This window comes from Actinacidiphila sp. bgisy144, from assembly GCF_057708105.1.
Genome location: NZ_JBYIRM010000003.1, coordinates 16,575 through 42,087 on the forward strand (window position 1 = coordinate 16,575; position 25,513 = coordinate 42,087).

Sequence of the window (25,513 nt, forward strand, 5' to 3'; positions counted from 1 at the left end):
GGCGCGGGCGGTTCACCCGGCCAGCGCGGCCGCGGAACGGGCCAGTTGTGTGACGCGGTGCCACGCCTTTGCCCGCAGGGCCTCCTGCGGCAGCATCCATGTGCCGCCCACGCAGGCGACGTTGGGCAACTCCAGGTAGGCGGCGGCGCGTTCGGCGTCGATGCCGCCGGTCGGGCAGAAGCGGGCGCGCGGCAGCGGAGAGTGCAGCGACTTCAGGTACGGGGCGCCCCCGGCCGCTTCCGCGGGGAAGAACTTCATGTCGGTCACGCCGAGTTCCAGCAGCCGCAGGACCTCCGAGGCCGTCGAGACCCCGGGCAGGCTCGGCAGGCCCGAGGCCCGCATCGCCGCCAGCAGGTCCTCCGTCCAGCCCGGGCTCACCAGGAACCGCGCGCCCGCCGCCTTCGCCGTCTCCACCTCGGCCGGGCCCAGGACCGTACCCGCGCCCACCACGGCGTCCGGGACCTCCGCGGCGATCGCGCGGATCGCCTCCGGCGCGGCCGGGGTGCGCAGCGTCACCTCGATCGCCCGCAGTCCCCCTGCCACCAGCGCGCGCGCCAGCGGTACGGCGTCCTCGACCTGCTCCAACACGACCACGGGGACCACGGGGGCCAGGTCCAGCACACTCTCCATGCGGCTCATCCTCACCCGCCCCCACCACCCCCCGCAACGCCCGTTGCAGAGCGCGCAACGTCCTCGGAGGAGCCGCACCACGAAGGGGCGCGGGGGACTGCGCGACGAGCCACAGCGCACGGTCAGGTGGGCCCGGCCGCCAGGGGCAGGACCTCAGTCGCCGGGCCCCCGCAGGAGCACGTCGAGTTGGGGCGAACCCGGGGGGTGCTCGACCTCGTAGCCGAGGTCGCGCAGCGCGGTGGCGAGGGCGGGAACCGTCTTGGGCGCGGCGCCGGCCGTGAGGAGCGCGCGCAGCAGCTCCCCCTTGGTCGCCTTGTTGAAGTGGCTGACCACGGACCGCTTCTCGACCCCGCCCACGACCCGCACCTGGAGCACCCGGACCGTCGCCGTACGCCCCGCGAGGGCCCCTTGCGGCTTCCACGCGGCCGCGTACGCGGCGGACCGCAGGTCCAGGACGAGCCCGCCGCCGGCGACCTCGGGCAGCACCGCGTCCAGGTGCGGCCGCCAGTAGGAGGCGAGCCCCCCGGTGCCGGGCAGCCGTACGCCCATCGAGCAGCGGTAGGACGGCACCCGGTCGGCGAGCCGCAGCACGCCCCACAGCCCGGAGAAGACGAGGACGGAGCGCCGGGCCCGCCGCAGCGCGGACGCGTCGAGGGTGGCCAGGCCGAGCGCGTCGTAGAGCACACCGGTGTAGAGCTCGGCGGCGGGCAGGGTGGGCGCGGTGCGCAGCGCCGCGTTCTTCGCGAGTTCGCCGCGCAGCCCCGGGGTGAGCCCGAGCACCTCGGCGGCCTTGTCCGCGTCGCCCTCGCACAGCCGCACCAGCTCGTCGAGGACCGCCCCGCGCGCGGCGGTCAGCTCGGGCAGCGACAGGCCGTCCAGCGCGAGCGGCCGCCCCCGTACGGCGGTGGCCTTCCCCTCGGACGGCGGCAGCAGGACGAGCACGGGTTCTCCCTCGGGTTCCGAAGACGGCGTACGGGCCGGCCGCCGTGCCTTCGCACCTCGGCCGGCCCCGTAGCAGCCTACGGCCGTACACACCCGGCTCCCGCCCCGGTCAGGGGGCGGGAGCCGGGTCGGGCCGGGTCCCGAAGAGGCCGGACGGGACCCGGCGGCCTGCGCGCCGCGCGGCGGGGCTCAGCCGCGGGCGAAGGCGAGCAGGTCGGCGTTGATCACGTCGGCCTGGGTGGTGATCATGCCGTGCGGGAACCCTTCGTACGTCTTGAGCGTGCCGTTCGGCAGCAGCTCCGCCGACCGCGGTCCGGCGTTGGCGTACGGCACGACCTGGTCGTCGTCGCCGTGCATGACCAGCACCGGGAGCGTCACCTTCTTCAGGTCCTCGGTGAAGTCGGTCTGGCTGAACGCGACGACGCCGTCGTAGTGCGCCTTCGCGCTGCCGGTCATGCCCTGCCGCCACCAGTTCTGGATCACGGCCTCGTCCGGGGTCGCGCCCTCCCGGTTGAACCCGTAGAACGGGCCGGCGGCGACCTCCCGGAAGAACGACGAGCGGCGGTGCGCGGTCTGCGTCTGGAAGTCGTCGAAGACGCTCTTGGGCACGCCGCCCGGATTGCTGTCGGTGCGCACCATCAGCGGTGGCACCGCGCTGATCAGCACCGCCTTGGCCGCCCGGTCCTGCCCGTGGCGCGCCAGGAAGTGGATGACCTCCCCGCCGCCGGTGGAGTGGCCGACGTGGATCGCGTCGCGCAGGTCGAGGTGGGTGACCACGGAGGCCAGGTCGTCGGCGTAGTGGTCCATGTCATGGCCGTCGGGGACCTGGGCGGAGCGCCCGTGGCCGCGCCGGTCGTGCGCGACCACGCGGAACCCGTGGTCGAGGAAGTACATCAGCTGGGGGTCCCAGTCGTCGGACGACAGCGGCCAGCCGTGGCTGAACACGATGGGCTGGCCGTGCCCCCAGTCCTTGTAGAAGATCTCCGTGCCGTCCCGTGTCGTCACGAAACCCATGGCTCTCCCGGTCGTATATGGGGCGATTCCCCCCAACGGGACTGTATCGCCGGGCCCGGCGCACCGCAGTCCAGCAGCGTTGCCCCTTTTCCGTTCCCGCAAACACGGTTCCGCCGCGGAATTCCCGCTGCCCCGAATTCCCGCCGCCCCCGCGTTTCCTTTTCCGGCCTAGGACCCGATCCCGTCGAACTGGCGGACCCAGTACGGGGCCTGGCCCACGGTGCCGTTCCACTGGGACACGATGAGGGTGAGCGCGTCCGCCGAGGCGCTGCCCGGGTGGATGTAGCCGCCGTAGAGGTTCGGCACGGTCAGCGAGGTGATCCGCGGGATCGGCGTACTCCACACCGCGTCCGGGCGGGACGCGCGGCGGGTGCAGATCGCCCCGAGGACCACGTCGAAGTAGCTCATGCAGTACGTGCCGCCGATCCGCTTCACCGAGAACTCGCCGGTGTTGTTGCCGGACAGGATGACCGACGGCGGCGCTGCCGTGGTCCACTGCCACGCGCCGTTCAGGTACGCCCAGTTCTGCTGCGCGCCGAAGTTGCCGTCGTGGAAGTCGCCGGGCTGGATGCGGAAGAGCTGGATCGCGCCGCCGTCCGCGGTGTTGATGTGGGTGCCGTTCCAGCGCTTGGAGAAGATGTACAGCCAGCCGTCGGGGTCGATGCCCGCGAACGACCACATGCCGTACATCGACTGGTTGACGCCCCGCACGTCGCCGTCCCAGTGGTACGGGAAGTCGGTCCAGGTCGCGCCGTAGTCGTCGGAGTACGCGACGCCGGACATCAGCGAGCCGTCGTACCCGGCGGGCGGCCCCCAGGTCGCCACGGACGTGTACTGGAGGTAGGTGCGGCCGCCGAACTCGATGCAGTCGTTCGGGATGCGGCTGACCTCGGTGCCGAACCCGTTGTTCGCGTTGTGCGTGTAGTTGAGCAACTGGCGGGCCGTGCCGTTGGGTTCGGCCCAGGTGAAGGAGATCGGGGTCGCCCCGGACGCGTCGAAGCCGGCCTGGTTGAGCATGACGGGCGAGCCGATGTACGTACCGTCCGCCTGCTGCATGCCGGCCCAGGAGTCGCCGAAGACGTAGCCCCAGGTGCCGTCGTGCTCGCGGTAGTAGGGGATGCCGAGGTCGCCCGAGCCGAGGCCGACCGCGCTCGCGGAGTCGCCGGCCTGGTCGCACAGCGGGGTGCCGTTCTGGGCGGCGGCGGCCGGGGCGGCGCCGGCGAGCCCGGCGCCCAGGACGCCGGTGGCGGTGGCGGCCAGACCCATTCCGGCCTTGAGAACGGAGCGGCGGTTCGGCCGTCCAGCGTGGGACATGGGGCGGTCCTCCAACGGTGTCGGTTCTTCCGGTGCGTTGCGGTGCCTTGCGGCGCGCTTGCGGCGGCCCCGACCACGCGACGGGCGCGGGCGGGGCCGTGGACGGGGGCGCCTGCGCTGCGAGTCGCGCGGGGGGCGCGGTCCCGGTGCGGCTCCTACCCCCGCCGCACCGGCGACCGTCCCCCGTTCGCCCCCGTTCCGGTGCGCGGCCGGCATCGCGCACCCGGTCGAGCACCGCGGACAGAACGCTAGGAGCGGCCGATGAAATCACGGTGAAACGGCCTGCGGCGCCCGGCCGTTGTTGCCTCGCCGGTGCCGGCCGACCGCCCCGCCGCTGCCGGCCGACCGCCTCGTCCGCCGTGTGTTCGCGCAGGTCAGCGCGGTGTACGCGGATCGGTCGGATATGGCCAGTCCGGTGACCTGTCCTCCCGGGCGCCCCCGTACCCACACTCGGCGGCACCGGCCAGAGATTGGAGTCGCACCGTGCTGTCGACCGTGTCCCCCCTCACCCAGCAGGAGCGCCAGATGCTGCACGCGGTCGGCTGCGGCCTGCGGGACCCCGAGATCGCCGCGTGCCTGGGGCTGCCCGAGCCCGCGGTGCGCGGGATGCTCGGGCACCTGCTGGCGAAGCTGGGGCTGCCGGACCGCTCGGCCGCGATCGTGTACGCGTTCGACAGCGGTGTGGTCGTGCCCGGGCGCGGGCCGCGCCGGCCGGGCGTGCACGCGGGGTGCGTACCCGTAGCCGCTGCCGTGCCCGTACCCGTACCCGTGTCCGCCGTGCCTGCTCCCGTACCCGTATCCACCCCCGTACGCGATCCGCAGGAGGAGGCGCTCCGGATCTGCCTGCTCGGGCCGCTCCAGGCGTGGCGGGACGGCCGGCCGGTGGACCTCGGGCCGGCCCGGCAGCAGTCGGTGCTCGCCGCGCTGGCGCTGAGCCCCGGCCGTGCGCTCGGCCCGCAGGAACTGCTCGACGGCGTCTGGGGCATGGAGGCACCCATGGCCAACGTCGTACCCGTCTACGTCTACCGGCTGCGCAAGATCCTCGCCGCCGCCGCGGCCGGGCAGCCCCCGGTGATCAGCCGCGACCGCTGCGGCTACCGGCTGGCCGGCGCCGTGTCCGTCGACGCCGCCCGCGTGGAACGCCACGCCACCGCCGCCGCGGCCGCCGCCCGCACCGGCGACCTCGCCGAGGCCGTACGCCTCACCGCCCGCGCCCTCGACCTCTTCCGCGGCGAGCCCCTCGCCGGCCTGCCCGGGCCCCTCGCCGAACTGGAGCGGATGCGCCTGACCGAGCGCCGCAACCTCCTGGTCCGGCGCAAGGTCGACGGCCAACTGCGGCTGGGCCGCCACACCGAGGCGATCGACGAGCTGTCCGCGCTGTCCGTCACCCAGCCCCTCGACGAGTCCGTGGCGGCCATGCTCATGTGCGCCCTCCAGAAGGGCGGCCGCCCGGCCGCCGCCCTCGAGGTCTTCGACCGCACCAGCCGCCACCTCGCCGCCGAGCTGGCGACCGCCCCCAGCGACCTGCTGCGCCGCGCCCGCCGCGCCGTCCTGCGCGGCGACACCGTCCTCCTCGACCCCGCCCAGGCGTGGCCCGCGGCCGCCGCGGGCTAGGATGGGGGTACGGCAGACGAGCCGGGCGGACGGTCGCGTCGGATCACCTGTGATCCGCCGAGGAACGTCCGGGCTCCACAGGGCAGGGTGGTGGCTAACGGCCACCCGGGGTGACCCGCGGGACAGTGCCACAGAAAGCAGACCGCCGGGGACCTCGGTCCTCGGTAAGGGTGAAACGGTGGTGTAAGAGACCACCAGTGCCCAGGGTGACCTGGGCAGCTAGGTAAACCCCACCCGGAGCAAGGTCAAAAGGAGCGCCCTCACCGGCGCTCTGCGCGGACGTTCGAGGGCTGCCCGCCCGAGTCCGCGGGTAGACCGCACGAGGTCGGCGGCAACGCCGGCCCTAGATGGATGGCCGTCTCCCCGGCCGCCGCGAGGCGCCCGGGCGACAGAACCCGGCGTACAGCCCGACTCGTCTGCCCCACACCTTCCCCCGGGCCCGTATCGGGCAGCCCCGATAGCCCCCGACGTCCTAGGCTGAGGCTCGGGCGGTGTCGTCGTCTTGGCGGAAGTGCACTACGGGGGGTTCAGTGCAGATCGCAAGCGGAGTTCTGTCGGTCGTGTTCGTCGTGGGAGGAATTCTCCATCTCCTCGGGAGGACCACGGCGATCAGCCCCGCCGCTCGCGGTCGTCCCGGCGCCTGGGCCCAGATCCTGGTCGGCGTCTCGCTGGCCCTCTTCGCTCTCTCGCGCCTTCCCGCTCGCCACCGTCTCGTCCGGGATGCGCTGCTCCTTCCGCCGAGCCTCCTCTGCCTCGTCGTCTCTGCGTGGCTTCTCTGGCGCGGTTCCCGCCGCCCTGCGTGACCATGCACCCGGCAGTCGGCTGCCTGGTCCGCTTCGGCGCCGCGACTCCGGCGTCGCACCGTCGCAGCGGAGGTGGGCCGCAGGGCGGTTGTTGCGGCCCGCGATCCCGCACGGTGCGTGTTCGCCGCGCGCCGGCGCGCCCTCGGGGGCGTGACTTGGGATGCATTGCGTGTGCAGGGGGCGGCGACGCGCCGCTCGACAGCCCGTGGGCGGGGACGGCCGCCTTCCCCGCCCACGGCGTGGGCGCGTGTCAGCTGGTGCCGTGGTCTGCCTGCTCGACCAGGTCCGCGACCGCCCCGGGGTGGCTGACCATGGCGGCGTGCGAGGAGTTGACCTCGACGGTGTGTGCTCCGATGCGCTGGGCCATCCAGCGTTCGAGGTCCGGGCTGATCGCCTTGTCCTGCTTGGCGACCAGGTACCACGAGGGAATGGTCCGCCACGCGGCCGCTGTGGCGGCCTGGTTGAGGGCCGCCAGGTCGATCGGCTCCTGCGTGTCCGCCATGTCGGTCGCCTCGGCGGGACCGACGTCAGCGGCGAACACCTTACGGAACTGGGCCGGGTCGATGTAGGAGTCAGTGCCCTGGGTTCCGTCCGGCTTGGTGTACTCCTGCTCCTGCAACGGCAGGGCCGTCGCGGGATGGTCGACCGGGTGGGCCGTCAGGTCGGCCAGCGACTCGCCGACGTCCGGCACCGAGGCCGCCACGTAGACGAGGGCCTTGACGTCCGGATCGCCCGCGGCCGCGTTGGTGATGACCTCGCCGCCGTACGAATGACCGACCAGGATGATCGGTCCCTTGATGCCGTTGAGGAAGTCCCGAACGTAGGCGGAGTCCCCGGGCAGGCCGCGCAGCGGGTTGTTCGCGGCCCGGACCGGATAGCCGTCCTTGCGCAGGCGGTCCATCGCGCCGTACCACCCGGAGGAGTCCGCGAAGGCTCCGTGCACGAAGACGACAGTCGGCTTGGGCGTGGACGTGGTCGCGTGGTGGCCGGCGGCGGCGCCGGCGGTCGGGATGGAGATGGCCGCTGCGGCGGCGAGAGCGGCGGCGACGAGCGCGGAGCGCCGGATGACAGGCGTGATCACAGGAACCTCTTGCGAGTAGAAAGAACGGTCTATCTTCTTACTGGATGAGCGTGGCACGCATCCGGCCGGATGGCAAGGGAGAACGTTCCTTCTCCGTAAGAGAACGCCACTTCAGGGTGGGGCGGACCGGGTCGGCCCGCAGCCCGGATCGCGCCGGGCGGCGCTGTTAGCGTGGGCTCGGTGGACATCATCGGCACCGTCGTCAGCAGTCTGCGAGCGGGGCGCGCGTACGGGCGGCGCATCAGCAAGCACGGGGCCTGGAGCATGCACTTCCCACGCTTCGCCGGCACGGGCTTCCACGTGGTGCTCGCGGGTGAGGGCCGGTTGACAGCCGCCGGCATGGAGCCGGTCACCGTTCATCCCGGCGATGTCGTGCTCGTACCCCACGGAGCCGAGCACGCCCTCGGCCATGTGTCCGCGACGACCGGCTTCGAGTTCTTCTGCGGGGTCTACCGGCTCGGTCAGGTTCCGCTGCATCCCTATCTCGGTCAGATGCCGGCCGTCGTGGTGCATCCGCGCGGTGAGGGCGACGTCGACCTGCGGGACCTGGCCGACTTCGTCGACCGTGACGTGACCCGGCCGGCGCCGGGGGAACAGGTGATGCGGGCGGCCCTCGTCGATCTGGTGGTGGTGCATCTTCTGCGCCGGACATCGGAAGAGCGGCGGACAGACGCCTGGCCGGCCGCGGCCGACTCCTCCATCGCCCCGGCGCTGCACGCCCTGCACGACGCGCCGCACGAGCAGTGGACCCTGGAGCGGCTCAGCACGGCCTGCGCCATGTCACGTGGCGCGTTCAGCCGCCGGTTCGCGTCGGTCGTCGGCACGCCGCCGATGAAGTACCTGGCGCAGCTGCGCCTCGCCGGCGGCGCACGGCTGCTGCGGGAGACCGGGGAACCGCTGGACGCGATCGCCCGGAAAGTGGGCTACTCCACCGGTTTCGCCTTCGCGCACGCGTTTCGCCGTGAGTACGGGCTCGCGCCCGGCCGCTACCGGTCCGAGCGCGGTGCGCAGATGTCACACCCGCGCATGGAACCGTCATCTTCGATCATGGTGCCGCCGCCCGCCGAATGATGCGGTGGCCTCATGACGATTGTTGTTTTCGGCGCCACCGGACACTTGGGACGCCATGTGCTTGCCGGCCTGAAGCGCCGTGGTGCCCCTGCGGCCGACATCACCGCCGCGGGCCGGGACCTGTCGAAACTCGGTGACCAGAACGTCCGGGCGGTACGTGTCGACTATGCCGACGCCGCCACGGTTCGCGCGGCGCTGCGCGGCGGCGATCGCGCGCTGCTCATCTCGGGTGGCGACTTCGGCCGACGCGTGGCGCAGCATGCCGCGGTCATCGACGCGGCCGGCGAGGCCGGCGTCGAGCTGCTCGCCTACACGAGTACGCCGCACGCCGCCGGTTCGGGGATGGCCATGGCCCGGGAGCATGCCGCTACCGAGTCGCACCTGCGCGACTCCGGTGTGCCGTTCACGGTGCTGCGCAACTCGATGTACCTGGACATACTCACCGGGCAGGTCGCGCCGCGGGCGGCGGCACGCGGTGTGGTCGAGGGCGCTTCGGGCAAAGGCAGGATCAGCCCGGCGAGCCGAGCCGAGCTCGGGGACGCGGCGGCCGAGGTGCTGGTGGGTGAGGGCCACGCCGGCGCCGTGTACGAGCTCGGCGGCGCGCGCTCGTACACGATGGACGACGTGGCCTCGGCCATCGCCCGGTGGTCCGGCCGGCACGTCGAGTACCGCGACGTGCCGGCCGGCGACTACCGGGCCATGCTGGTGAAGCAGGGCATGCCCGAGAAGGTGGCCGAGATCTTCGCCGACACCCAACTCGGTATTGCCCGCGACGAGTTCTACGTGAGTTCCGGCGACCTGACGCGGCTCATCGGCCGGCCGTCCCGGACCCTCGAAGAGGCGCTGTCGAGGACGGCTACCAGCGGTTCCAGTGGCTGAAGTTCCTGTCGTCGGCGCGCGGGGCCGGCTTGAAGTCGGTGCCGATCGTGTAGGCGATCGGGGTCAGCGCGACCTGGACGGTTTTGTCGAACGGGAGGCCGAGCAGGTCGGCCATCTCGCGCTCGAACGTGAGGTGGGCGACGGTCCATGCCGTTCCCAGTCCGCGTTCCCGCGCGGCGAGCATGAAACTCCAGGTCGCCGGAACCACCGAGCCCCAGTTGTGCGCCTGCCCCCGGATCGAGAGGAGTTCCTCGCGACGAGCGACCCGCACCACCGGGATCATCAGCACCGGCACCTCGTGCAGATGCTGGACCAGATGGCCGAGGCTGCCCCGAATCCGTCCCCACTGCGACGAGGCGAAGCTCATCCGGGTCGGGAGCGGGGTGGGGTCGTGCTCGTCGGGAGCACCGGCCATGAGCCCGGCGCGCCAGATGTCGGCCGCTTTCGCCTTCGTCGCCGGATCGTCGATGAAGACGAAGTCCCACTGCTGCTGGTTGCGGCCGGTCGGTGCCTGGGTGGCGACCTTCACCGCCTCCTGGATCAGCTCCCGCGGAACGGGCCGGGTCAGGTCGAGGCGCCTGCGCACCGCGCGCGTGGTGGTGAGGACCTCGTCTGCGGTGAGCCCGAGGGCCTGGTGCGTCGGACCGCTGGTGTTCACTGGGCCGCTCCTGGTTCGTGGCAAAGGACAAACGGACAAACGGGCAAAGGGACAAGGAGACAGGGAGGCGGAGGGAGCAAGGGGTTCCGCGGTGGCTACGGCGCCGTCCGGGTGGCGGGCAGCGCCGCGTCGAGCAGGGCGGCCGCCGCATCGCGCGTGGCGTGCACCACCGCGGGGTCGCGGTCCATCTGAAGGGACTGCGCGGCCCCGTCCCACAGGGCGTGCAGTTGCATCGCCACCGCCGAGGGGTCGGCCGCGCCCGCCTCTGCCGCGAGGTCGGTGAACGTCGTGCGGAGCCACTCGCGGTACTCCGAGGCGACGGTGTCCACGCCGGCGGCGTGCGACTCGGCGGTGGCGCGGGCGAAGGCGCATCCGCGGTAGGTGCTGTCGGCGGCGAATTCCAGCTGGATGTCGAACGGCGCGAGCGCCCTCTCCCGTGGGTCGCGGCGGCTCGCGAGCGTGCGTTGGAAGCGCGCCTTCATGCCGTCGTACCGGTCGCGGAGGTAGGCGGCGACCAACTCGTCCTTGGACTTGAAGGCGTCGTACAAGCTGGCCTTCGCCACCCCCGCGTGTTCGAGGAGCCGGCCGATGCCGACGCTTCGGATGCCCTCCTGGTAGAACAGCTCCGCGGCGGCCGAGAGGAGCCGTGCGCGAGGTGTACCGCGCGTGTCAGTCTGCATCCGACTCACCTTTTCCTGTGGTGGAACAACCGTCGTCAACGCGGCGGCGCCGAGGGCCGCCAGTACCAGGGCCAGTCCCGCCGCGATCCGGGTGAGCGGTATCCCCGCACTCGTCAGGGCGCCCGGCACGATCGCGGCGGCGCCGAGACCGAGGTAGGCGACGACGAAGACGGCGGCCATCGACGCCGGTCTGTCGCGGTCCGACACGCCGGCGGTCACCATGCCGATGGGGCCCTGGAAGCCCGGACCGAACCCCGTGCCCGATCGAGCTCGCGAGGACCAGCGCGCCGGGTCCGCCGGGTCCGCCCTGACCGTCCCGAGCGTCCCGAGCGTCCCGAGCGGACGCGAGGACCTCCAGCGGCGCTGCCCCGTACACACGGCGGGATGCCAACGGTCCCCTCCTCCGGACAGACCGGTCTGTCCGGAGGAACCTAACAACAGACAGGCCGGTCTGTCCACCGCAGTCCCGACGTCGACGTGACCGCCGAACTTGTCGCGGGGGCCGACCCGTTGGCCGCGCCGACGCCCGTCGGAGTGATCAGCGCAGGTCGAGTACCGCCTTCCCGACGATGCCGGCCTCGACGGCCTCATGTGCGGCGGCCACGTCGTCGAGGCGGAAGGAGTGCACGGGCAGGGGCGTGAGCGCGTCCTTCCGCAGGGCCGCGGTGATCTCGGCGGCGGAGCGCAGCAGCGCGTCGCGCGGCTCGGTGAGGAACAGAGCGAACCGCAGCACCAGGTTGGACCACATCAGCCGGAAGACCGGCAGGGCCGGGTCGTCGGGGGACGCCGAGTAGGTCACGATGGTGGCCCCCGGACCGGCGACGGCGAGGTCCAGCTCGAGGTTGCCGGTCAGCGAGACCTCGATGACCCGGTCGACCGGCCCGACTCCGTCGAGGATCTGCCGCGCCGCGTCGGCGTCGCGGTAGTTCACCACGAGGTCGGCGCCCGCGGCCCGAGCCAGCTCGGCCTTCTCCGGTCCGCTGACCGTCGTCGCGATCCGCGCGCCCGCGAGCCGGCCGAGTTCGATCGCGTAGTGCCCGACGGCGCCGGCACCGGCCGCGACCAGTACCGTGCGGTCGCGGGGCGAACCGTCCGCGTGCAGGCACCAGTGCGCGGTCATCGCCGGTATGCCGAGGCACGCCCCGAGTTCGTCGGAGGTCCCGTCCGGCAGCACCACGGCCTGCTCGGACGGCACGACCGTCCACTCCGCCGCCGTCCCCCACAGGGCGCCCGACCCGGCCATCCAGATCCACACGTGTTCGCCGATCCGGCTCGCGTCGACTCCCGTGCCGACCGCGTCGATCCAGCCCGTCCCGTCCTGGTGCGGGATACGGCCGGTGCGCTCGCCGATGCGCTGGAAGTCCCGCGCGGTGGAGTTCAGCCGCATGAACATGTCGCCCGGGTTGATCGCGGACAGTGCGATGCGGACGCGGACCTGGCCGGGGCCGGGCTCGGGGCGGTCGACGTCCACCACCCGCAGCACGCTGCTCGCGGGGCCGGACGTGTCGTAGAACGCTGCCCTCATTGCTTCTCGCTTCTCCTCTTGCTCGTGGTGCTCTCGCGCTACGGACGGGCGGCGACGCGTCGCATCAGCGACTCCAGGTCGCGCTCGCCCGCCGGGGTCTGCGCACCCAGCTCCAGAGCGCCGGTCATGAGCCGTGCCGGCAGGTCGCCGCTCACCAGCTCGGCCCAGGCGGTGTTCTCCGCGCGCAGGCCGTCGGACAGGTCCGCCGGCGGGACCAGCTCCTTGGCGGCGGCGATCAGCTCCGGGGAGAGCGCGGCGATCCGCTCCGCCACCTGGTCCACGAACCCGTCCAGTTCGGACGCGGGCACCGCGCGGTTGATCCACCCGTAGGCGGCCGCGGTGTCCGCGTCCACCAGGTCACCGGTGAGCAGCAGCTCCAGCGCGCGGTTGCGCCCGACCCGCTCGCGCAGGTACTGCGTTCCCCCGCCGCCGGGCACGATGCCCATCAGCACCTCGCTCTGGCCGATGCCCGCCGTCTCCCGCGCGGCGAAGGCCATGTCGGCGGCCGCGACGAACTCGGCACCTCCGGCCCGGGCCTTGCCCGCCAGTTTGACGATCGTCACCTGGGGCTGGTGGCGCAGCAGTTCGCCGACCCCCTGGAAGAGGTTGGCGTCCGGGTTGCGGTCCGCGATCTCCGCAAGCCCCGCCATCTCGTCGAGGATGTGGATGTCGACGTGGGCGATGAAGAACTCGGGGTTGGCGCTGGAGAACACGATGACGCGGACCGAGCGGTCGTCCCGCAGCACCCCGAGAACGTCGTGCAGTTCGCGGATCAGGGTCCCGCTGAGCACGTTGACCGGCGGAGTGTCCAAGGTGATCCGCGCGACTCCGGCATCGATGCCGACACGGAGCGTTGTGTACTGGTCCGGGTCCATGAATGTCCCTAGGTTTGCGATGGGCTAGTAGGTTTGCGATGCATACCAACCCTGGGCCCGGCCCTGTGAACGGTCAATAACGCACTTGTCGACAACCAAGGATCACGATGGATACCGACCTTTCGCCCCAACCGCCCCGTGGTGCTCCGCGGTTCAGCGCCGAGTGCCCGAGCCGGCCGATCCTCGACCAGATCGCGGACAAGTGGTCGATGATGGCCATGGCGGTCCTGGAGCGACCGACGCGGTTCAACGAGATCAAGCGGCAGTTGGAGGGCGTCACCCAGCGGGTCCTGACGCAGACGCTGCGCCGGCTCGAACGCAACGGCATGGTCCGGCGCCGGGTGCTGGAGACCTCTCCGCTCGGGGTGGAGTACTCCCTCACCCCCCTCGGCGAGTCGTTCCGCGGCCCTTTCACCCGCCTCCACGAATGGACGGTCGAGCACAGCGACCAGGTCCAGTCGGCCCAGCGCGCATACGACGAGCGGTCATCGGGGCGCTAGCAGGTTCGCGCGTGCGGGGCGGAGGTGGCCGCCCAGGGCGGCAGCGGACGGCCCACCGCTGTCAGGCGTCGAGCAGGTGTGCCACCAGGCCGTGTGCCCACTCGGAAGTGAGGCGGAAGTTGGTGAAGACGGCGCGGTAGTAGAGGGGGGCGAGGATCGCGTCCGTGGTGCGCTCGAGGGTGGGGGGCTGACCGCCCCGCTCCTGTTCCCGTTCGAGGATGGCTTCGAGCTGCTGTTCGCGCTCTCCGCGGCACGCCGCGGCACCCTGCTCTCCGCCGATGCCGATGGTGGCGCGTACCAGGTTGAGGGTGTCGGGATCGCAGAGGTCCCTGGCGAGGTCGTCCGCGTAGCGTTCCAGGTCCCCGCGGAGGCTTCCGGTGTCCGGTACCACGATGTCGCCGGTGAAGCGGCTGGTCGCGACGTCGGCGAGCAGGTCGGCGACACAGCCCCAGCGGCGGTAGACAGTGGTGGGGTGCACTCCCGCGCGGGCGGCGACGACGGGGATCGTCGGCGGTTCGTTGGGCTCGTCGGCCAGCAGCTCCTGGATGGCCCGGTGGACGGCCGCGCGGACCCGGGCGGAGCGGCCGCCGGGCCGGTTGCCGGTGCGGGACGGAGCAGAAGCCGTAGTAGCCATGCCGCCATTATTGCATTGATCACTGCGAATTAATCGCATCGGTCGCTGCGTTAGTGCTACCTTGAAGCCACTAACGCACAGACCACTGCGAGGCGAACATGCCTGTCGACTCCCCCTCCCCCGGCACTCCAGCCACTACCCCGCGGGCCGCACCCTCTGCCGCCGCGGGCACGAACGGCGCCTTTGGGCACGAGCCGCCCGGCCTGAGCGCGCTGGGCCTGTTCACGGTGCTGCTCGGCGCGGCCCTGCCGCTGATCGACTTCTTCATCGTCAACGTCGCCCTGTCCACCATCGACAAGGACCTCGGCGCGGGCCCCGCGCTGCTCGAGCTGGTGGTGGCCGGGTACGGCCTGGCCTACGCGGTCCTGCTCGTCCTCGGCGGACGACTGGGCGACACCTTCGGCCGCCGCAGACTGTTCATCGCGGGCCTGGCCGGCTTCGGGATCACCTCACTCGCGTGTGGACTCGCGCCCGATCCCTGGGCCCTGGTCGTCGCCCGAGTGGCACAGGGCGCGGCAGCGGCCATGATGATGCCGCAGGTCCTGGGCACCATCCACGCGTCCACGACCGGCGACCGCCGGGCCAGGGCGGTGGGCCTGTACGGCGCCACTCAGGGCCTGTCCATGGTGGCCGGGCAGATCCTCGGCGGCGTCCTGGTCACCGCGGACCTGTGGGGCTCGGGCTGGCGCGCGATCTTCCTGGTGAACGTACCGATAGCCGTGGTCGGCCTGCTGATGTCGCTGCGCACGGTGCCGGACACCCGCTCCCCGCGTCCCGAGCCGGTCGACGTGCCGGGTACCCTCCTGCTCGCCGCGGCACTTGCCGCACTGCTGCTACCGCTCACCGAGGGCAGGGCGACCGGCTGGCCGGTGTGGACCTGGGTGCTGCTCGCGCTGAGCCCGCTTCTCGCGTTGGCCTTCCAGCGGGTCGAAGTGCGAGCCGACCGTCTGGGACGCACCCCGCTGGTGCCGCCCAGCCTGCTGCGCCTGGATTCCCTGCGCCGCGGCCTGGCGCTCCTGCCGCCCTTCGGGATCGGCTTCGGCGGCCTGATGTTCGTCCTGGCCATCGCCCTCCAGCAGGGCCTGCGGATGACCGCGGTCGTCGCCGGACTCGCGCTGGTCCCGTTCGCGCTGGCCGTCTTCGCCGCCTCACTCACCGGCCCCCGGTTGGTCGCCCGGCACGGCGCCGGACGGATGGTGACGTTCGCGTCCGTGCTGCAGTTCGCCGGGGGCGTCCTGCTGATGTTCACCTTCTGGCACTCCTGGCCGCACCTGCAAGCGTGGGGCCTGGCACCCGCCTTCCTGGTCATCGGCTTCGCCCAGGGCGTCCAACTGCCGGTCCTCTTCCGCATCGTCCTCTCGGACGTACCCCACGAGCGCGCAGGCGTGGGCAGCGGCGTGATGACCACGACCCAGCAGGCCGCGCTCGCCCTCGGCGTCGCGACGATCGGCTCACTCTTCCTGGCCCTGCTCGGCCCGTGGAACATGCGCGACGCCCTGCTGGTGACCCTGCTGGCCTGGCTCGCTGCCACCGCGGCAACCGCTCTGCTCAGCCTCAGGCTGCCGCGCACCATCGCGTAGGACGAGGGCCGCGGCGGCGACCGCGGCCGGTACGCGTCCCGCTTCCCAGCCCACTTCCCGTACCGCGTCATACCGATCACAGGAGAGAAACACCATGACAACCGCGAGCCGCACCACGGAGAACCGGACGATACGGCGCTCTGACCACACGGCGATCCGATACACGGTCAGCGGCCCGGCCGGCGGCCCGACCCTGGCCCTCGTCCACGGCTGGGCCTGCGACCGCAGCGACTTCGACGCGGTGACCGGCCACCTGCCCGAGAACTACCGCGTCCTCGCCATCGACCTCGCCGGGCACGGCGAGTCCTGGTCCACACGCGATGTGTGGACCATGCAGGAGTTCGCCCGTGACGTCGCGGCGGTACTGGAGAGCGAATCGGTGGACAGCGCCGTCGTCGCTGGGCACTCCCTCGGCGGAGCCGTCGCCGTCGAGGTCGGACGTTTGCTGCCCGGCACGGTCACGCACGTGATCGCGCTCGACTCGCTGCACTACCTGTCCCTGTTCCCCGTCCAAAGTGACGAACAGACCGACGCGATGCTGCACACGTTCCGTGCGGACTTCCCCGCAGCGGTGCGCGGCCTCGTCGAGGGAGGTTCCCCGGCGGGCACCGACCCCGCGCTCATAGACGCGTACTTCGAGAGGATGGCCGCGGTGAGGCAGCCCGCGGGCCTGCGTTCCATCGAGGGCCTGGTGCGCTGGGACATGGACGCGGCCCTGCGTGAGACGAGGCAGCCGATCACCGTGTTCGCCATACGCGACCTGCTGGCGCAAGAAGCGATCGACCGCTACGCCGACCGCCTCGCCATCGTGCCGGTCGAACTCGGCAGCCACCACTTCCCGGTGGAAGCACCCGAAGCCACGGCCCGGCTCCTGGCCGGCGTCGTCGAAGCGGAGCGGCGACGGGCGTAGTCCGGCCCCCGGTGTGCGGGCCACCGGCGTGCGGGCCACCGACGCGTTCGGCGGGGGCATGGGAGCAGACGGCTCCTTGGACGTCGTCGGCGCCGCCTTCCTGGTCGGCCGGCCCCTGGAGGGAGCGGCCGGCGCGCTTGCTCGGGGCGGCGAGGCGAGTGGCGTACAGGGTGCGGGCGGTCACGCCGCTGGGCCGGGGGCGTTCGGGCACCTGCTTGGGTACGGTGTGGGGCGGTGCTCGTCGGCGGGGCGGCCGTCGGAGCACCGCGCCGCACACGGCCGTCGCGGCGCGGCACCGGACGGGGGACGGGGATGGCGGGGGACGCGGGACAGGCGTCCGGCGCGGCGGACGGCGCCGCACCGGAGCGCGCGGGCGGACCGAAGGGGTGCGCCGGACCGCGCAGGAAGCTGTGGTGGTACCGCTCCGAGCCGTTCGAGGAGGAGATCGAGCGGCTCAGGAAACCCGACGGCAACGCCCTGATCCCGTGGCTGCTGATGGTGCTCGGCCCGCTGATCGACCTGCTCAAGGGCCGGGTGGGCCAGCCGTGGCCGGCCGCCGCGGGCCTGGCGGTCTTCTGCACGCTCTACGTACTGACCGTGCGCTCCGCCTTCAGCGCCCGCCGGCGCTCCGGGCCGGTGCCGCTGCGGCTGCTGGGCGGCCTGGGCGCGACCGCGCTGGCGCTGGCGATCGGCTACGGCGGCAACTTCCTGCTGCTGTTCGTGCTGGTGTCGCTGTGCGTGGGCAGTGTGGCGGGCAGCCGCCGCTCGCTCGGGCTGCTGCTCATCCCGACCAGCGCGGCGGCCGGGATCGTCTCGGGGCTGCGGCACGAGGGCATCTGGTCCACGATCAGCCTGGCGTACGGCTCGTTCCTGTCCGGGCTGGTGGTCTCGGTGATCATCACGCTCTTCCACGCGGTGGACCAGCTCAGGTCGACCCGGCAGGAGCTGGCCCGCTCCGCGGTCGCGCAGGAGCGGCTGCGGTTCTCCCGGGACCTGCACGACCTGCTCGGGCACACCCTGTCGGTGGTCGTGGTGAAGTCCGAGGCGGCCCGCCGGCTCGCGCCGCGCGACCTGGACGCGGCGCTCGCCCAGGTCGCGGACATCGAGTCGGTGGGCCGGCAGGCGCTCACCGAGATCCGTGAGGCGGTCACCGGCTACCGCGAGGGCAGCCTGGCCACCGAGTTGGAGCGGGCCCGTTCGGCGCTGGCCGCCTCCGACATCGAGGTGGCGGTGCGCGAGTCCGGCCCGCCGCTGCCGCCGCAGACCGAGGCGCTGCTCGGCTGGGTGGTCCGCGAGGGCGTCACCAACGTCGTACGGCACAGCCGCGCCTCGAAGGCGACCATCGAACTGCGCGCCGACGGGGGACAGGTCCGCCTGACCATCACGGACGACGGGGCCGGGCCGTCGGCCGGGCCCGGCCCGGGCCCCGGGGTCCGCACCGGCACGGGTCTGCGCGGGCTGACCGAGCGGCTCGCCGCGGCGGGCGGCTCGCTGGCGTCCGGTCCGGCCCCGGCGGGCGGTTTCCGCGTCGCCGCGGTCCTGCCGGTCGAGGAGCAGCCGGAAGGGTTCAGGCGCGGTTGACCCGGCGGGCGACCAGATGGGCCACCGCGAGGTAGACCGCGGCGGGCAGGCCGTAGTTGACCACGGTGCGCCACTTCGCGTTGTCGATGGTGAACATGTCCCTCGACCAGGTCGCGAGCCAGTTCGCCGCGTGGTGGACCGCGTCGACGAGGTCGTTGCCGCGGTTCGCGTCGAAGACGAAGAAGAAGATCCAGAGGATCAGGATGAGTGCAGCGATGTCTGCGGCGAGCAGGATGATCGCCGCGGCGGGGTTGCCGCCATACCGTCTGGCCATGGCGGTCGTGTTGCCCGGGCGCGGTGGGCGAAACCTGCCTCGGGGCCGTCTTGTTGAAGTGGACCTGCCACCAACTGCCGGTGCGGGCCGACCCCGGGCCGGGTCCCGGCACGACGACGGCCGGCCGCCTCCCCCGTCATGAGGGAGGCGGCCGGCCGTGGTGCGGCGCCCGGTCGTACGGCCGTGCCCGCCCGGCGAACCGGCCCGACGCGGTCGGGCGCCGCGGATCAGCCGCGCTGGATGCCGCTGCTGTCCTGGAGGACGCCGCGGCGCCCGTCCTGGGTCTGCGCGATGAGTGCCTGGCCGCGCTGGTCCACCGCGAGGTACCAGGTGCCCGGGGCCAGTTCGGCGATCTGCCCGCCGCTGCCGTCCTCGGCGAACAGCGGCCGCGGGACCGGCACCGCGAACCAGAACGCGGTGAAGTCCGCGGACGGCGACGGGGCGGCCGTGGTCGGCTGCGAGTGCACACCGGCCGCGGGCGAACCGCCGTACGGCGGCTGCGGGGCCGGGGCGCCGGCGTAGGCGGGGTCCACCGACTGCGCGCCGCCCGGGTAGCCGTAGCCGGCCTGCTGCGGGGCCGCACCGTAGGGCTGCGGGCCGCCGACACCGTACGGCTGCGGCTGCTGCGGGCGCGGGGCGCCGGCCAGCGGGGCCTTCAGCGCGGGCAGCCGGCTGTTGAGCACCGCGGCCACCGCGATGACGACACCGAAGATCAGGGTCAGCCAGGCGCCGACCTTCTTGTCGACGTTGTCCTGGTTGTTGAAGAGCGTCGACCACACCGCGGTCCAGCCGACGAACAGCGACAGCGCGATCGTCCACTGGTCGAGGGCCAGCCCGAGCACCTGCCGACCCGCGAACTGCCCCGACCGGGAGACCAGCAGCGCCGCGGCGGCGATGATCGCGGCCAGCGTAACCGACGGCAGGATCGGGAACGTGGCCGAGTGCCAGAGGTTCTGCGAGCTGTGCGAGACGCCACCGCTCATGGAATAGCCGCTGGGGTAACTGTAGAACGGCAGGAAGGAGGCGATCAGCAGCAGCGCCGCTGAGCCGATCACCAGGCCGTCTCCTCGGGTCAGGGAGCGGATGTTCACGTCGGGTCCTGTCCTTTGCGATGCGGAATGCTGGATTCGGTTCGTCGGGGCGGGAAGCGGTGCCCCATCGTACGGGTGTGACCTTTGGCCGGGTGTCAGGTATGCGTCTTGGTGCACGATCCATACCGGACTGCTACAGCCCTGTCACCTCTTCCCATCGGCAGGCCCCGCGGGGGAACCCTGCAGAAAGGCGGTGAGGCCGTCGGCGATGCCCTGGGCGGCGCGCTGCCGCCAGCCGGCACTCGTCAACGACGCGGCGTCCTGCGCGTTGCGCATGTTGCCGCACTCGATGAACACCTTCGGAACGGTGGAGAGGTTGAGCCCGCCCAGGTCGTCGCGGACCATCAACCCCTTGCCCCCGCCGAGGTAGTCGGCGAAGGGCTCACCGGTCGCCGCCTTGAAGTGCGCCCGCAGCGTGGTGGCGAGCAGCAGCGACGGAGCGGCGATCTTCCGGGTGTCGGCGCCGCCCGCGTGCAGCGACTTCGGCGCGATCACATGGAAGCCGCGCGCACCGGCGGGCGCGCCGTCGGCGTGGATGGACAGCGCGGCGTCCGCGTGGGCGGCGTTGCCGATCCGGGCCCGCTCGTCGACGCAGGGGCCGTACGGGCGGTCGCCGTTCTGGGTCAGCACCACCTTCGCGCCGCGGGCGACCAGGATCGCCCGCGTCCGCCGGGAGACGTCCAGGGTGTAGGTCGCCTCCGGATAGCCGGAGTCGGTCTCGGTCCCCGTGGTGTCGCATTCCTTGCGGTTCGTACCGATGTCGACCAGCCGGTTGATCTGCGCGGTGTGCTGGTAGTTGGTCGGGTTGTGCCCCGGGTCGAGCACGACGACCTTCCCGGCCAGGGGAAGCGTTTCAGCAGACGGCGTCGCGGACGGGGTGGTGCTGCCGGGCGCGGCGCTGCCGCCGCCGGCGTTCTTCCCGTCGGCGCTCGACGCGCTGCCGGTGCTGCGTGTGCCGCCGGTATCGGAGCCCGAGTTCGCCGCTGTTCCGCAGCCACTCACAAGCACCGCCGCCGCCACCACGGCCGCTGCGGCGAGTCCGCCGCCACGACCGCCCCCGTGTGACCCGTTGCTGAACACGCCCGCGACTCTATCGGCCCGAGCTGTCACCTTGCACCCGGCGTCACTTTCCGCGGTCGGCCGTGTCCGCGCCGGGGGCGCCCGCCCGCCCGGCATCCGGCCGCCCGGTGTCCAGGTGCCCGGCGCCGCGCCGCAGCACCCGCAGCGACCCGGTCGCCGACACCTCGGTGAACGCCCCGGACGCCAGCGCCCGCCGGTAGATCCGGTACGGCGCCCGGCCGCCGTCGGCCGGGTCGGGGAAGACGTCGTGGATCACCAGCAGGCCGCCCTCGGCCAGCAGCGGCGCCCACCCCTCGTAGTCCGCGCCCGCGTGCTCGTCGGTGTGGCCGCCGTCGACGAAGACCAGGCCCAGCGGCTGCCGCCACACCTTCGCGACCTGCGGGGAGCGGCCGACCACCGCGATCACGTGCTCCTCCAGCCCGGCGGCGTACAGGGTGCGGCGGAACTGCGGGAGGGTGTCCATCCGCCCGGTGACCGGGTCCACCAGCTCCGGGTCGTGGTACTCCCAGCCGGGCTGCTGCTCCTCGCTGCCGCGGTGGTGGTCCACCGTCACCACGACGGTGCCGGCCGCCGCGGCGGCCTCGGCGAGCAGCAGCGTGGAGCGCCCGCAGTACGTGCCGACCTCCAGCAGCGGCAGCCCGAGGCCGGCCGCGGCCTCCTTCGCGGCGGCGTGCAGGGCCAGGCCCTCGTCGAGCGGCATGAAGCCCTTGGCGGCCTCGAAGGCGGTACGTACGTCCTTGTCCATGCCGCCAGCGTAGGCGGCCGGTCGCCTCCCGCCCGCCGCGCCGCTCCCGGGTCCCGGCGACAGGCGGCCAACTCGTATGGCCGGAACGCCTGTTCGTGCCTACGCTGGCCGGGTACGTACGTATGCGCAGGTTCCGCCGGTCCTATCCGCCCGAGGAGTCCCATGCCCGTACCCGGTCAGGCCCACGACATCCTGTCGCCGCAGTTCGCCGAGGACCCGTACGCCAGCTACCGGGTGATGCGGCAGGAGACGCCCCTCGTCTGGCACGAGGGCATGCGCAGCTACATCGTCTCGCGCTACGAGGACGTCGAACGCGCCTTCAAGGACAGCACGTTCACCACCGACAACTACGCCTGGCAGCTCGAACCCGTGCACGGCCGGACCATCCTCCAGATGAGCGGCCGCGAGCACGCGGTGCGCCGCGCCCTGGTCGCGCCCGCCTTCCGCGGCCGAGAGCTCCAGGAGAAGTTCCTGCCCGTGATCGAGCGCAACTCCCGCCGGCTGATCGACGCCTTCCGGCGGACCGGCTCGGCCGAGCTCGTCGGGCAGTACGCCACCCGCTTCCCGGTCAACGTGATCGCCGACATGCTCGGCCTGGACCCGGCCGACCACGACCGCTTCCACGGCTGGTACACCTCCGTGATCGCGTTCCTCGGCAACCTCGCCCAGGACCCGGAGGTCACCGCGGCCGGGCAGCGCACCCGGGTGGAGTTCGCCGCGTACATGCTCCCGATCATCCGGGACCGCCGCGCCCACCCCGGCGACGACCTGCTCTCCGCGCTGTGCCGGGCCGAGGTGGACGGCACCGCGATGGACGACGAGGACATCAAGGCGTTCTGCAGCCTGCTGCTGGCCGCGGGCGGCGAGACCACCGACAAGGCGATCGCGAGCGTCTTCGCCAACCTGCTGCGCCACCCCGACCAGCTCGCGGCGGTCCGCGCGGACCGCGCCCTGGTGCCGCGCGCGTTCGCCGAGACGCTGCGCTACACCCCGCCGGTGCACATGATCATGCGGCAGGCCGCCACCGACGTGCCGGTCAGCGGCGGCACCATCCGCAAGGGCAGCACCGTCACCTGCCTGATCGGCGCCGCCAACCGCGACGAGGAGCGGTACGCCGACCCGGACGTGTTCGACATCTTCCGCTCCGACCTGAACAGCACCAACGCGTTCTCCGCGGCCGCCGACCATCTGGCGTTCGCCCTGGGCCGGCACTTCTGTGTCGGAGCGCTGCTGGCGAAGACGGAGGTGGAGGTCGGGGTGAACCAGCTGCTCGACGCCCTGCCGGGGGTGCGGCTGGCGGCCGGCGAACTCCCCGTCGAGCGGGGTGTGTTCACCCGAGGCCCGGCGTCGGTACGGGTGGAGTTCGACCCGGTGTGAGCCCGCCGGCCCGCTTCAGCCGACGTACGCGGAGGTGAAGTGGACCGGCAGCCGCTCCAGGCCGCGCATCCAGATCGACGGCCGCCAGGCCAGCTCGTGCGGCTCCACCGACAACTCCACGTCCGGCAGCCGGTCGAGCAGCACCTCGACCGCGGTCCCGGCGATCGCCTCGGCCAACTCCGGCGCCGGGTACGGGCAGCGGTGCTCGCCGTGGCTGAAGGAGACGTGCGCGCTGTTGCCGGCGGCACCGGCCGGCCCGTCGGGCCGCACCTCCGGGTCGGTGTTGGCCGCGGCCAGGCCGAGCAGCACGCAGTCGCCCTGCCGGATCTGGCGGCCGCCGAGCTGCGTGTCGCGGGTGGCCCACCGGCCGATGAAGTTCTGCGTCGGGGTGTCCTCCCACAGCACCTCGTTGAGCGCCTGGCCCGCGCTGCCCCGGCCGCCGGACAGGGTGACGGCGAACCGGTCGTCGGTGAGCATCAGCCGCAGCGCGTTGCCGATCCAGTTCGCGGTCGGCTGCTGCGCGGCGGCGATCACCGTGACCAGGTCCTGGACGATCTCCATGTCCGCCAGCCCCGCGCGGTGGGCGAGCATCCGGGAGGCGACGTCCGGGCCGGGCAGCACCCGCTTGTGGTCCAGCAGCGCCTGGACCCGCTGCTGGACCCGCAGGTAGGCCGCGACCGGGTCCTCGCCCTCGGCGGCGTCCAGCGACGTGGTCAGGTCGCGGACCATGTCGGCGGTCTGCGCCTCCGGCAGCCCGCACATCCAGACCGCCGCCAGCAGCGGCAGCCGGTGCGCGTAGTCGGCCATCAGGTCCGCCCGGCCGCGCCCGGCGAACGCGTTGATCAGCCGGTCGGCGACCTCCTCGCAGTGCCGTTTCAGCTCGAACTGGTCGACCTCGGCGAGCGCGTCGCTGATCACCCCGGCCCGCCGCTGGTGCTCGGCGCCCTCCGCGAAGAGCACCGACGGCTGATAGCCGACGTACGGCAGCAGCGGCCAGTCCGCGGGGATCGCCTCCCACTGGTTCCAGCGGCGCGAGTCGCGGGCGAACAACTCGTCGTTGGAGGTGACGTAGTGCAGTTCGCGGTAGCCGAGCACCAGCCAGGCGGGCACACCGCCGTCGAGCAGCACCGGCGCCACCGGGCCGTGGGCGCGGCGCAGTTCCTGGTAGAGCCGGGCCGGGGTCTGCTGGAACTCCAGGCCGCCGAGGGCCACGGCGCCGAAGGGGGCCGGGCAGTGCGCGGGCGGTGCGGACAGCGCGGCACCCGCGGGGGCGTGGTCGGTCACTGGGCCATCTCCTGGGCACGGGACAGGGCGTAGAGGTGGTCGACGAGCGTGATCAGGACGGTCTTGCCGGACTCCCGGTCGCGCGCGTCGCAGTCGATGAGCGGAACGGCGTCGTCGAGGGTGAGGGCGTCCCGTATCTGCTCCAGGGTGTGCACCGGCGGCCCGAAGCTGTTGCGGGCCACCACGAACGGCAGGCCGTGGTGCTCCAGCCGGTCGATGGCGTACCAGGAGTCGGCGACCCGGCGCGGGTCGACCAGCACCACCGCGCCGAGGGTGCCGGCGAAGAGCCGGTCCCACAGGAACCAGAAGCGCTGCTGGCCGGGCGCCCCGAACAGGTAGAGCACCATGCGCGCGTTGAGGCTGATCCGGCCGAAGTCGAAGGCGACGGTGGTGGTGGCCTTGCCGTCGACGCCGGCGGCCTCGTCGATGCCGACGCCCGCCTGGGTCATCGTCTCCTCGGTGTTCAGCGGGCGGATCTCGCTGACCGAGCGGACCATGGTGGTCTTGCCGACCCCGAACCCGCCGACGATCACGATCTTCAGTCCCTCGTCGGCGGTGTCGGCCAGCGGCCTGCGCGCGGGCGGTTCACAGTTTGCGGAGTCCAACGAGCACCTGCTTCAGAAGGTCGGAGTCGGGCAGCCGGGCGCCCGCACGGGTACGGGGGTGGCGGGCGGTGATCATGCCGGTGTCCAGCAGGTCGGCCAGCAGGATGCGCACCACGCTCACCGGCAGCCGCAGGTCCGCGGACAGCTCCACCACCGCGGTGGGGCGCCGGCAGGTCCGCAGGATCGCGGCGTGCTCGGACTGCATCCCGGCGGTGGGCTGCGACTCGCTGACGATCAGGGCGACCAGGTCCAGCCGGTCGTCGTCGGCGCGGCTGCGGCCGCCGGTGACGGTGTAGAGCCGGTCGGGGTCCTCACCGCCGACGCTCGCGCGGGTCACGCGGGCTCCTCGGCGGGGCTGCGCGGTGGCGCGGTCAGGTAGTCGCTCAACTGCTCCACCAGTTCGCTGGTGTTGTGGCCGATCATGCCGGCGTCGGCGTCCTGCGCGGCCACGACCGCGAGGTGCGCGCCCTCGCCGGCCTCCACGATCACCAGCAGGCCGCCGTGGAACTCGGTCATCGACTGCCGCACCCCGCCGCTGCCGTCCCCGAACTCCACGGACGCGCCGTGCGACAGGCTCTGGATGCCCGACGCGATGGCGGCGAGCTGGTCGGCCTGGTCGACGTTCAAGCTCGTGGACCAGCTCATCTTGAGGCCGTCGCGGGAGAGCACGAGCGCGTGCCGGCTGCCCGGGGTGCGGTCGAGGAGGCTGTCCAGCAACCAGTCGAGGTTGCGGTCGGTGGTCTGCATCGCGGTCGAGGTCCACCCG

The 25,513-nt window shown here is 72.7% G+C and carries 26 protein-coding genes and 1 other RNA gene; 9 read left to right on the forward strand and 18 right to left on the reverse strand.

The genetic code is table 11. The features are described 5' to 3' along the window. Positions 1–12 precede the first annotated feature (12 nt). The 4 genes from eda to AC3EVP_RS04665 all read right to left on the reverse strand — a co-directional run bounded on the left by eda (position 13) and on the right by AC3EVP_RS04665 (position 3,900). On the reverse strand, positions 13–630 hold the full coding sequence (gene eda / locus AC3EVP_RS04650) for a bifunctional 4-hydroxy-2-oxoglutarate aldolase/2-dehydro-3-deoxy-phosphogluconate aldolase (RefSeq protein WP_435126349.1): 618 nt from the start codon (positions 628–630) through the stop codon (positions 13–15). 153 nt (positions 631–783) lie between these two features. After that, entirely contained in the window at positions 784–1,572 is a 789-nt protein-coding gene (yaaA, locus tag AC3EVP_RS04655; protein WP_435126352.1) for a peroxide stress protein YaaA, read from the reverse strand. Positions 1,573–1,761: 189 nt separating this feature from the next. Continuing rightward, positions 1,762–2,586: an alpha/beta fold hydrolase gene (locus AC3EVP_RS04660; protein WP_435126355.1), complete on the reverse strand. Its 825-nt coding sequence runs from the start codon at positions 2,584–2,586 to the stop codon at positions 1,762–1,764. 168 nt (positions 2,587–2,754) lie between these two features. After that, complete coding sequence (locus AC3EVP_RS04665; protein ID WP_335981155.1) at positions 2,755–3,900, reverse strand: glycoside hydrolase family 183 protein; 1,146 nt, start codon at positions 3,898–3,900, stop codon at positions 2,755–2,757. A 483-nt stretch (positions 3,901–4,383) separates the two neighbouring features. Here AC3EVP_RS04665 and AC3EVP_RS04670 point away from each other — a divergent pair, with 483 nt between their 5' ends. Both AC3EVP_RS04670 and rnpB read left to right on the forward strand, forming a co-directional pair. Then, the gene (locus AC3EVP_RS04670) at positions 4,384–5,514 is read left to right on the forward strand and encodes an AfsR/SARP family transcriptional regulator (RefSeq protein ID WP_435126359.1); all 1,131 of its coding nucleotides are present in this window, start codon (positions 4,384–4,386) and stop codon (positions 5,512–5,514) included. Between the two features lie 17 nt (positions 5,515–5,531). Then, an RNA gene (gene rnpB / locus AC3EVP_RS04675) (RNase P RNA component class A) lies at positions 5,532–5,933 on the forward strand. Between the two features lie 634 nt (positions 5,934–6,567). Here rnpB and AC3EVP_RS04680 read toward each other — a convergent pair. Continuing rightward, positions 6,568–7,398, reverse strand: a complete 831-nt coding sequence (locus AC3EVP_RS04680) for an alpha/beta fold hydrolase (protein WP_435126362.1) — start codon at positions 7,396–7,398, stop codon at positions 6,568–6,570. Between the two features lie 180 nt (positions 7,399–7,578). On the opposite strand from AC3EVP_RS04680, the gene AC3EVP_RS04685 reads away from it, so the two are divergent. Both AC3EVP_RS04685 and AC3EVP_RS04690 read left to right on the forward strand, forming a co-directional pair. Continuing rightward, positions 7,579–8,469, forward strand: a complete 891-nt coding sequence (locus AC3EVP_RS04685) for a helix-turn-helix domain-containing protein (protein WP_435126365.1) — start codon at positions 7,579–7,581, stop codon at positions 8,467–8,469. A gap of 12 nt (positions 8,470–8,481) precedes the next feature. Then, the gene (locus tag AC3EVP_RS04690; protein ID WP_435126368.1) at positions 8,482–9,348 is read left to right on the forward strand and encodes an NmrA family NAD(P)-binding protein; all 867 of its coding nucleotides are present in this window, start codon (positions 8,482–8,484) and stop codon (positions 9,346–9,348) included. Here AC3EVP_RS04690 and AC3EVP_RS04695 read toward each other — a convergent pair. The 4 genes from AC3EVP_RS04695 to AC3EVP_RS04710 form a co-directional block, all read right to left on the reverse strand. After that, positions 9,326–10,006, reverse strand: coding sequence for a nitroreductase family protein (locus AC3EVP_RS04695; protein ID WP_435126371.1), 681 nt, complete (start codon positions 10,004–10,006; stop codon positions 9,326–9,328). The two genes, AC3EVP_RS04690 and AC3EVP_RS04695, sit on opposite strands and share 23 nt — an antisense overlap. A gap of 95 nt (positions 10,007–10,101) precedes the next feature. Further along, positions 10,102–10,893: a TetR/AcrR family transcriptional regulator gene (locus AC3EVP_RS04700; protein ID WP_435126374.1), complete on the reverse strand. Its 792-nt coding sequence runs from the start codon at positions 10,891–10,893 to the stop codon at positions 10,102–10,104. A gap of 331 nt (positions 10,894–11,224) precedes the next feature. Further along, positions 11,225–12,211 carry an NADPH:quinone reductase gene (locus AC3EVP_RS04705; RefSeq protein WP_435126377.1) on the reverse strand — a complete coding sequence of 329 codons (987 nt, stop codon included), beginning with the start codon at positions 12,209–12,211 and terminating at the stop codon, positions 11,225–11,227. A gap of 38 nt (positions 12,212–12,249) precedes the next feature. Next, a complete protein-coding gene (locus tag AC3EVP_RS04710; RefSeq protein WP_435126380.1) occupies positions 12,250–13,086 on the reverse strand; it encodes an enoyl-CoA hydratase/isomerase family protein in 837 nt (278 codons plus the stop codon). 107 nt (positions 13,087–13,193) lie between these two features. Here AC3EVP_RS04710 and AC3EVP_RS04715 point away from each other — a divergent pair, with 107 nt between their 5' ends. Further along, positions 13,194–13,586 (forward strand): winged helix-turn-helix transcriptional regulator, encoded by a 393-nt coding sequence (locus tag AC3EVP_RS04715; protein ID WP_335981144.1) that lies wholly within the window; start codon positions 13,194–13,196, stop codon positions 13,584–13,586. A gap of 61 nt (positions 13,587–13,647) precedes the next feature. On the opposite strand, the gene AC3EVP_RS04720 is transcribed toward AC3EVP_RS04715, so the two are convergent. Further along, positions 13,648–14,220, reverse strand: coding sequence for a TetR-like C-terminal domain-containing protein (locus tag AC3EVP_RS04720; RefSeq protein WP_435126384.1), 573 nt, complete (start codon positions 14,218–14,220; stop codon positions 13,648–13,650). A gap of 98 nt (positions 14,221–14,318) precedes the next feature. Here AC3EVP_RS04720 and AC3EVP_RS04725 point away from each other — a divergent pair, with 98 nt between their 5' ends. The 3 genes from AC3EVP_RS04725 to AC3EVP_RS04735 all read left to right on the forward strand — a co-directional run bounded on the left by AC3EVP_RS04725 (position 14,319) and on the right by AC3EVP_RS04735 (position 18,291). Then, positions 14,319–15,800 carry an MFS transporter gene (locus AC3EVP_RS04725; RefSeq protein WP_435126387.1) on the forward strand — a complete coding sequence of 494 codons (1,482 nt, stop codon included), beginning with the start codon at positions 14,319–14,321 and terminating at the stop codon, positions 15,798–15,800. A gap of 94 nt (positions 15,801–15,894) precedes the next feature. Further along, positions 15,895–16,710, forward strand: coding sequence for an alpha/beta fold hydrolase (locus AC3EVP_RS04730; protein ID WP_435126390.1), 816 nt, complete (start codon positions 15,895–15,897; stop codon positions 16,708–16,710). A 312-nt stretch (positions 16,711–17,022) separates the two neighbouring features. After that, positions 17,023–18,291 carry a sensor histidine kinase gene (locus tag AC3EVP_RS04735; protein ID WP_435126392.1) on the forward strand — a complete coding sequence of 423 codons (1,269 nt, stop codon included), beginning with the start codon at positions 17,023–17,025 and terminating at the stop codon, positions 18,289–18,291. Here AC3EVP_RS04735 and AC3EVP_RS04740 read toward each other — a convergent pair. From AC3EVP_RS04740 to AC3EVP_RS04755, 4 genes are all read right to left on the reverse strand, one after another. Beyond that, positions 18,278–18,565 (reverse strand): hypothetical protein, encoded by a 288-nt coding sequence (locus tag AC3EVP_RS04740; protein ID WP_335981139.1) that lies wholly within the window; start codon positions 18,563–18,565, stop codon positions 18,278–18,280. The genes AC3EVP_RS04735 and AC3EVP_RS04740 overlap by 14 nt on opposite strands. Positions 18,566–18,792: 227 nt before the next feature. Further along, entirely contained in the window at positions 18,793–19,656 is an 864-nt protein-coding gene (locus AC3EVP_RS04745) for a hypothetical protein (protein WP_435126396.1), read from the reverse strand. Between the two features lie 144 nt (positions 19,657–19,800). Continuing rightward, positions 19,801–20,736 carry an N-acetylmuramoyl-L-alanine amidase gene (locus AC3EVP_RS04750; RefSeq protein WP_435126398.1) on the reverse strand — a complete coding sequence of 312 codons (936 nt, stop codon included), beginning with the start codon at positions 20,734–20,736 and terminating at the stop codon, positions 19,801–19,803. 43 nt (positions 20,737–20,779) lie between these two features. Beyond that, a complete protein-coding gene (locus tag AC3EVP_RS04755; protein ID WP_435126402.1) occupies positions 20,780–21,481 on the reverse strand; it encodes a class I SAM-dependent methyltransferase in 702 nt (233 codons plus the stop codon). Positions 21,482–21,643: 162 nt separating this feature from the next. On the opposite strand from AC3EVP_RS04755, the gene AC3EVP_RS04760 reads away from it, so the two are divergent. Continuing rightward, complete coding sequence (locus AC3EVP_RS04760) at positions 21,644–22,858, forward strand: cytochrome P450 (RefSeq protein ID WP_435126405.1); 1,215 nt, start codon at positions 21,644–21,646, stop codon at positions 22,856–22,858. A gap of 15 nt (positions 22,859–22,873) precedes the next feature. Here AC3EVP_RS04760 and AC3EVP_RS04765 read toward each other — a convergent pair whose 3' ends face one another. The 4 genes from AC3EVP_RS04765 to AC3EVP_RS04780 are packed head-to-tail and all read right to left on the reverse strand — an operon-like array spanning position 22,874 to position 25,494. Further along, positions 22,874–24,142: a cytochrome P450 gene (locus AC3EVP_RS04765; RefSeq protein ID WP_435126408.1), complete on the reverse strand. Its 1,269-nt coding sequence runs from the start codon at positions 24,140–24,142 to the stop codon at positions 22,874–22,876. Beyond that, positions 24,139–24,747, reverse strand: coding sequence for a GTP-binding protein (locus tag AC3EVP_RS04770; RefSeq protein WP_335981131.1), 609 nt, complete (start codon positions 24,745–24,747; stop codon positions 24,139–24,141). Before AC3EVP_RS04770 ends, AC3EVP_RS04765 begins: the two co-directional genes overlap by 4 nt. Then, a complete protein-coding gene (locus AC3EVP_RS04775) occupies positions 24,728–25,084 on the reverse strand; it encodes a DUF742 domain-containing protein (protein ID WP_335981130.1) in 357 nt (118 codons plus the stop codon). The genes AC3EVP_RS04770 and AC3EVP_RS04775 overlap by 20 nt, the downstream gene beginning before the upstream one ends. Next, complete coding sequence (locus AC3EVP_RS04780) at positions 25,081–25,494, reverse strand: roadblock/LC7 domain-containing protein (RefSeq protein ID WP_335981128.1); 414 nt, start codon at positions 25,492–25,494, stop codon at positions 25,081–25,083. Before AC3EVP_RS04780 ends, AC3EVP_RS04775 begins: the two co-directional genes overlap by 4 nt. Between the last annotated feature and the right edge of the window lie 19 nt (positions 25,495–25,513).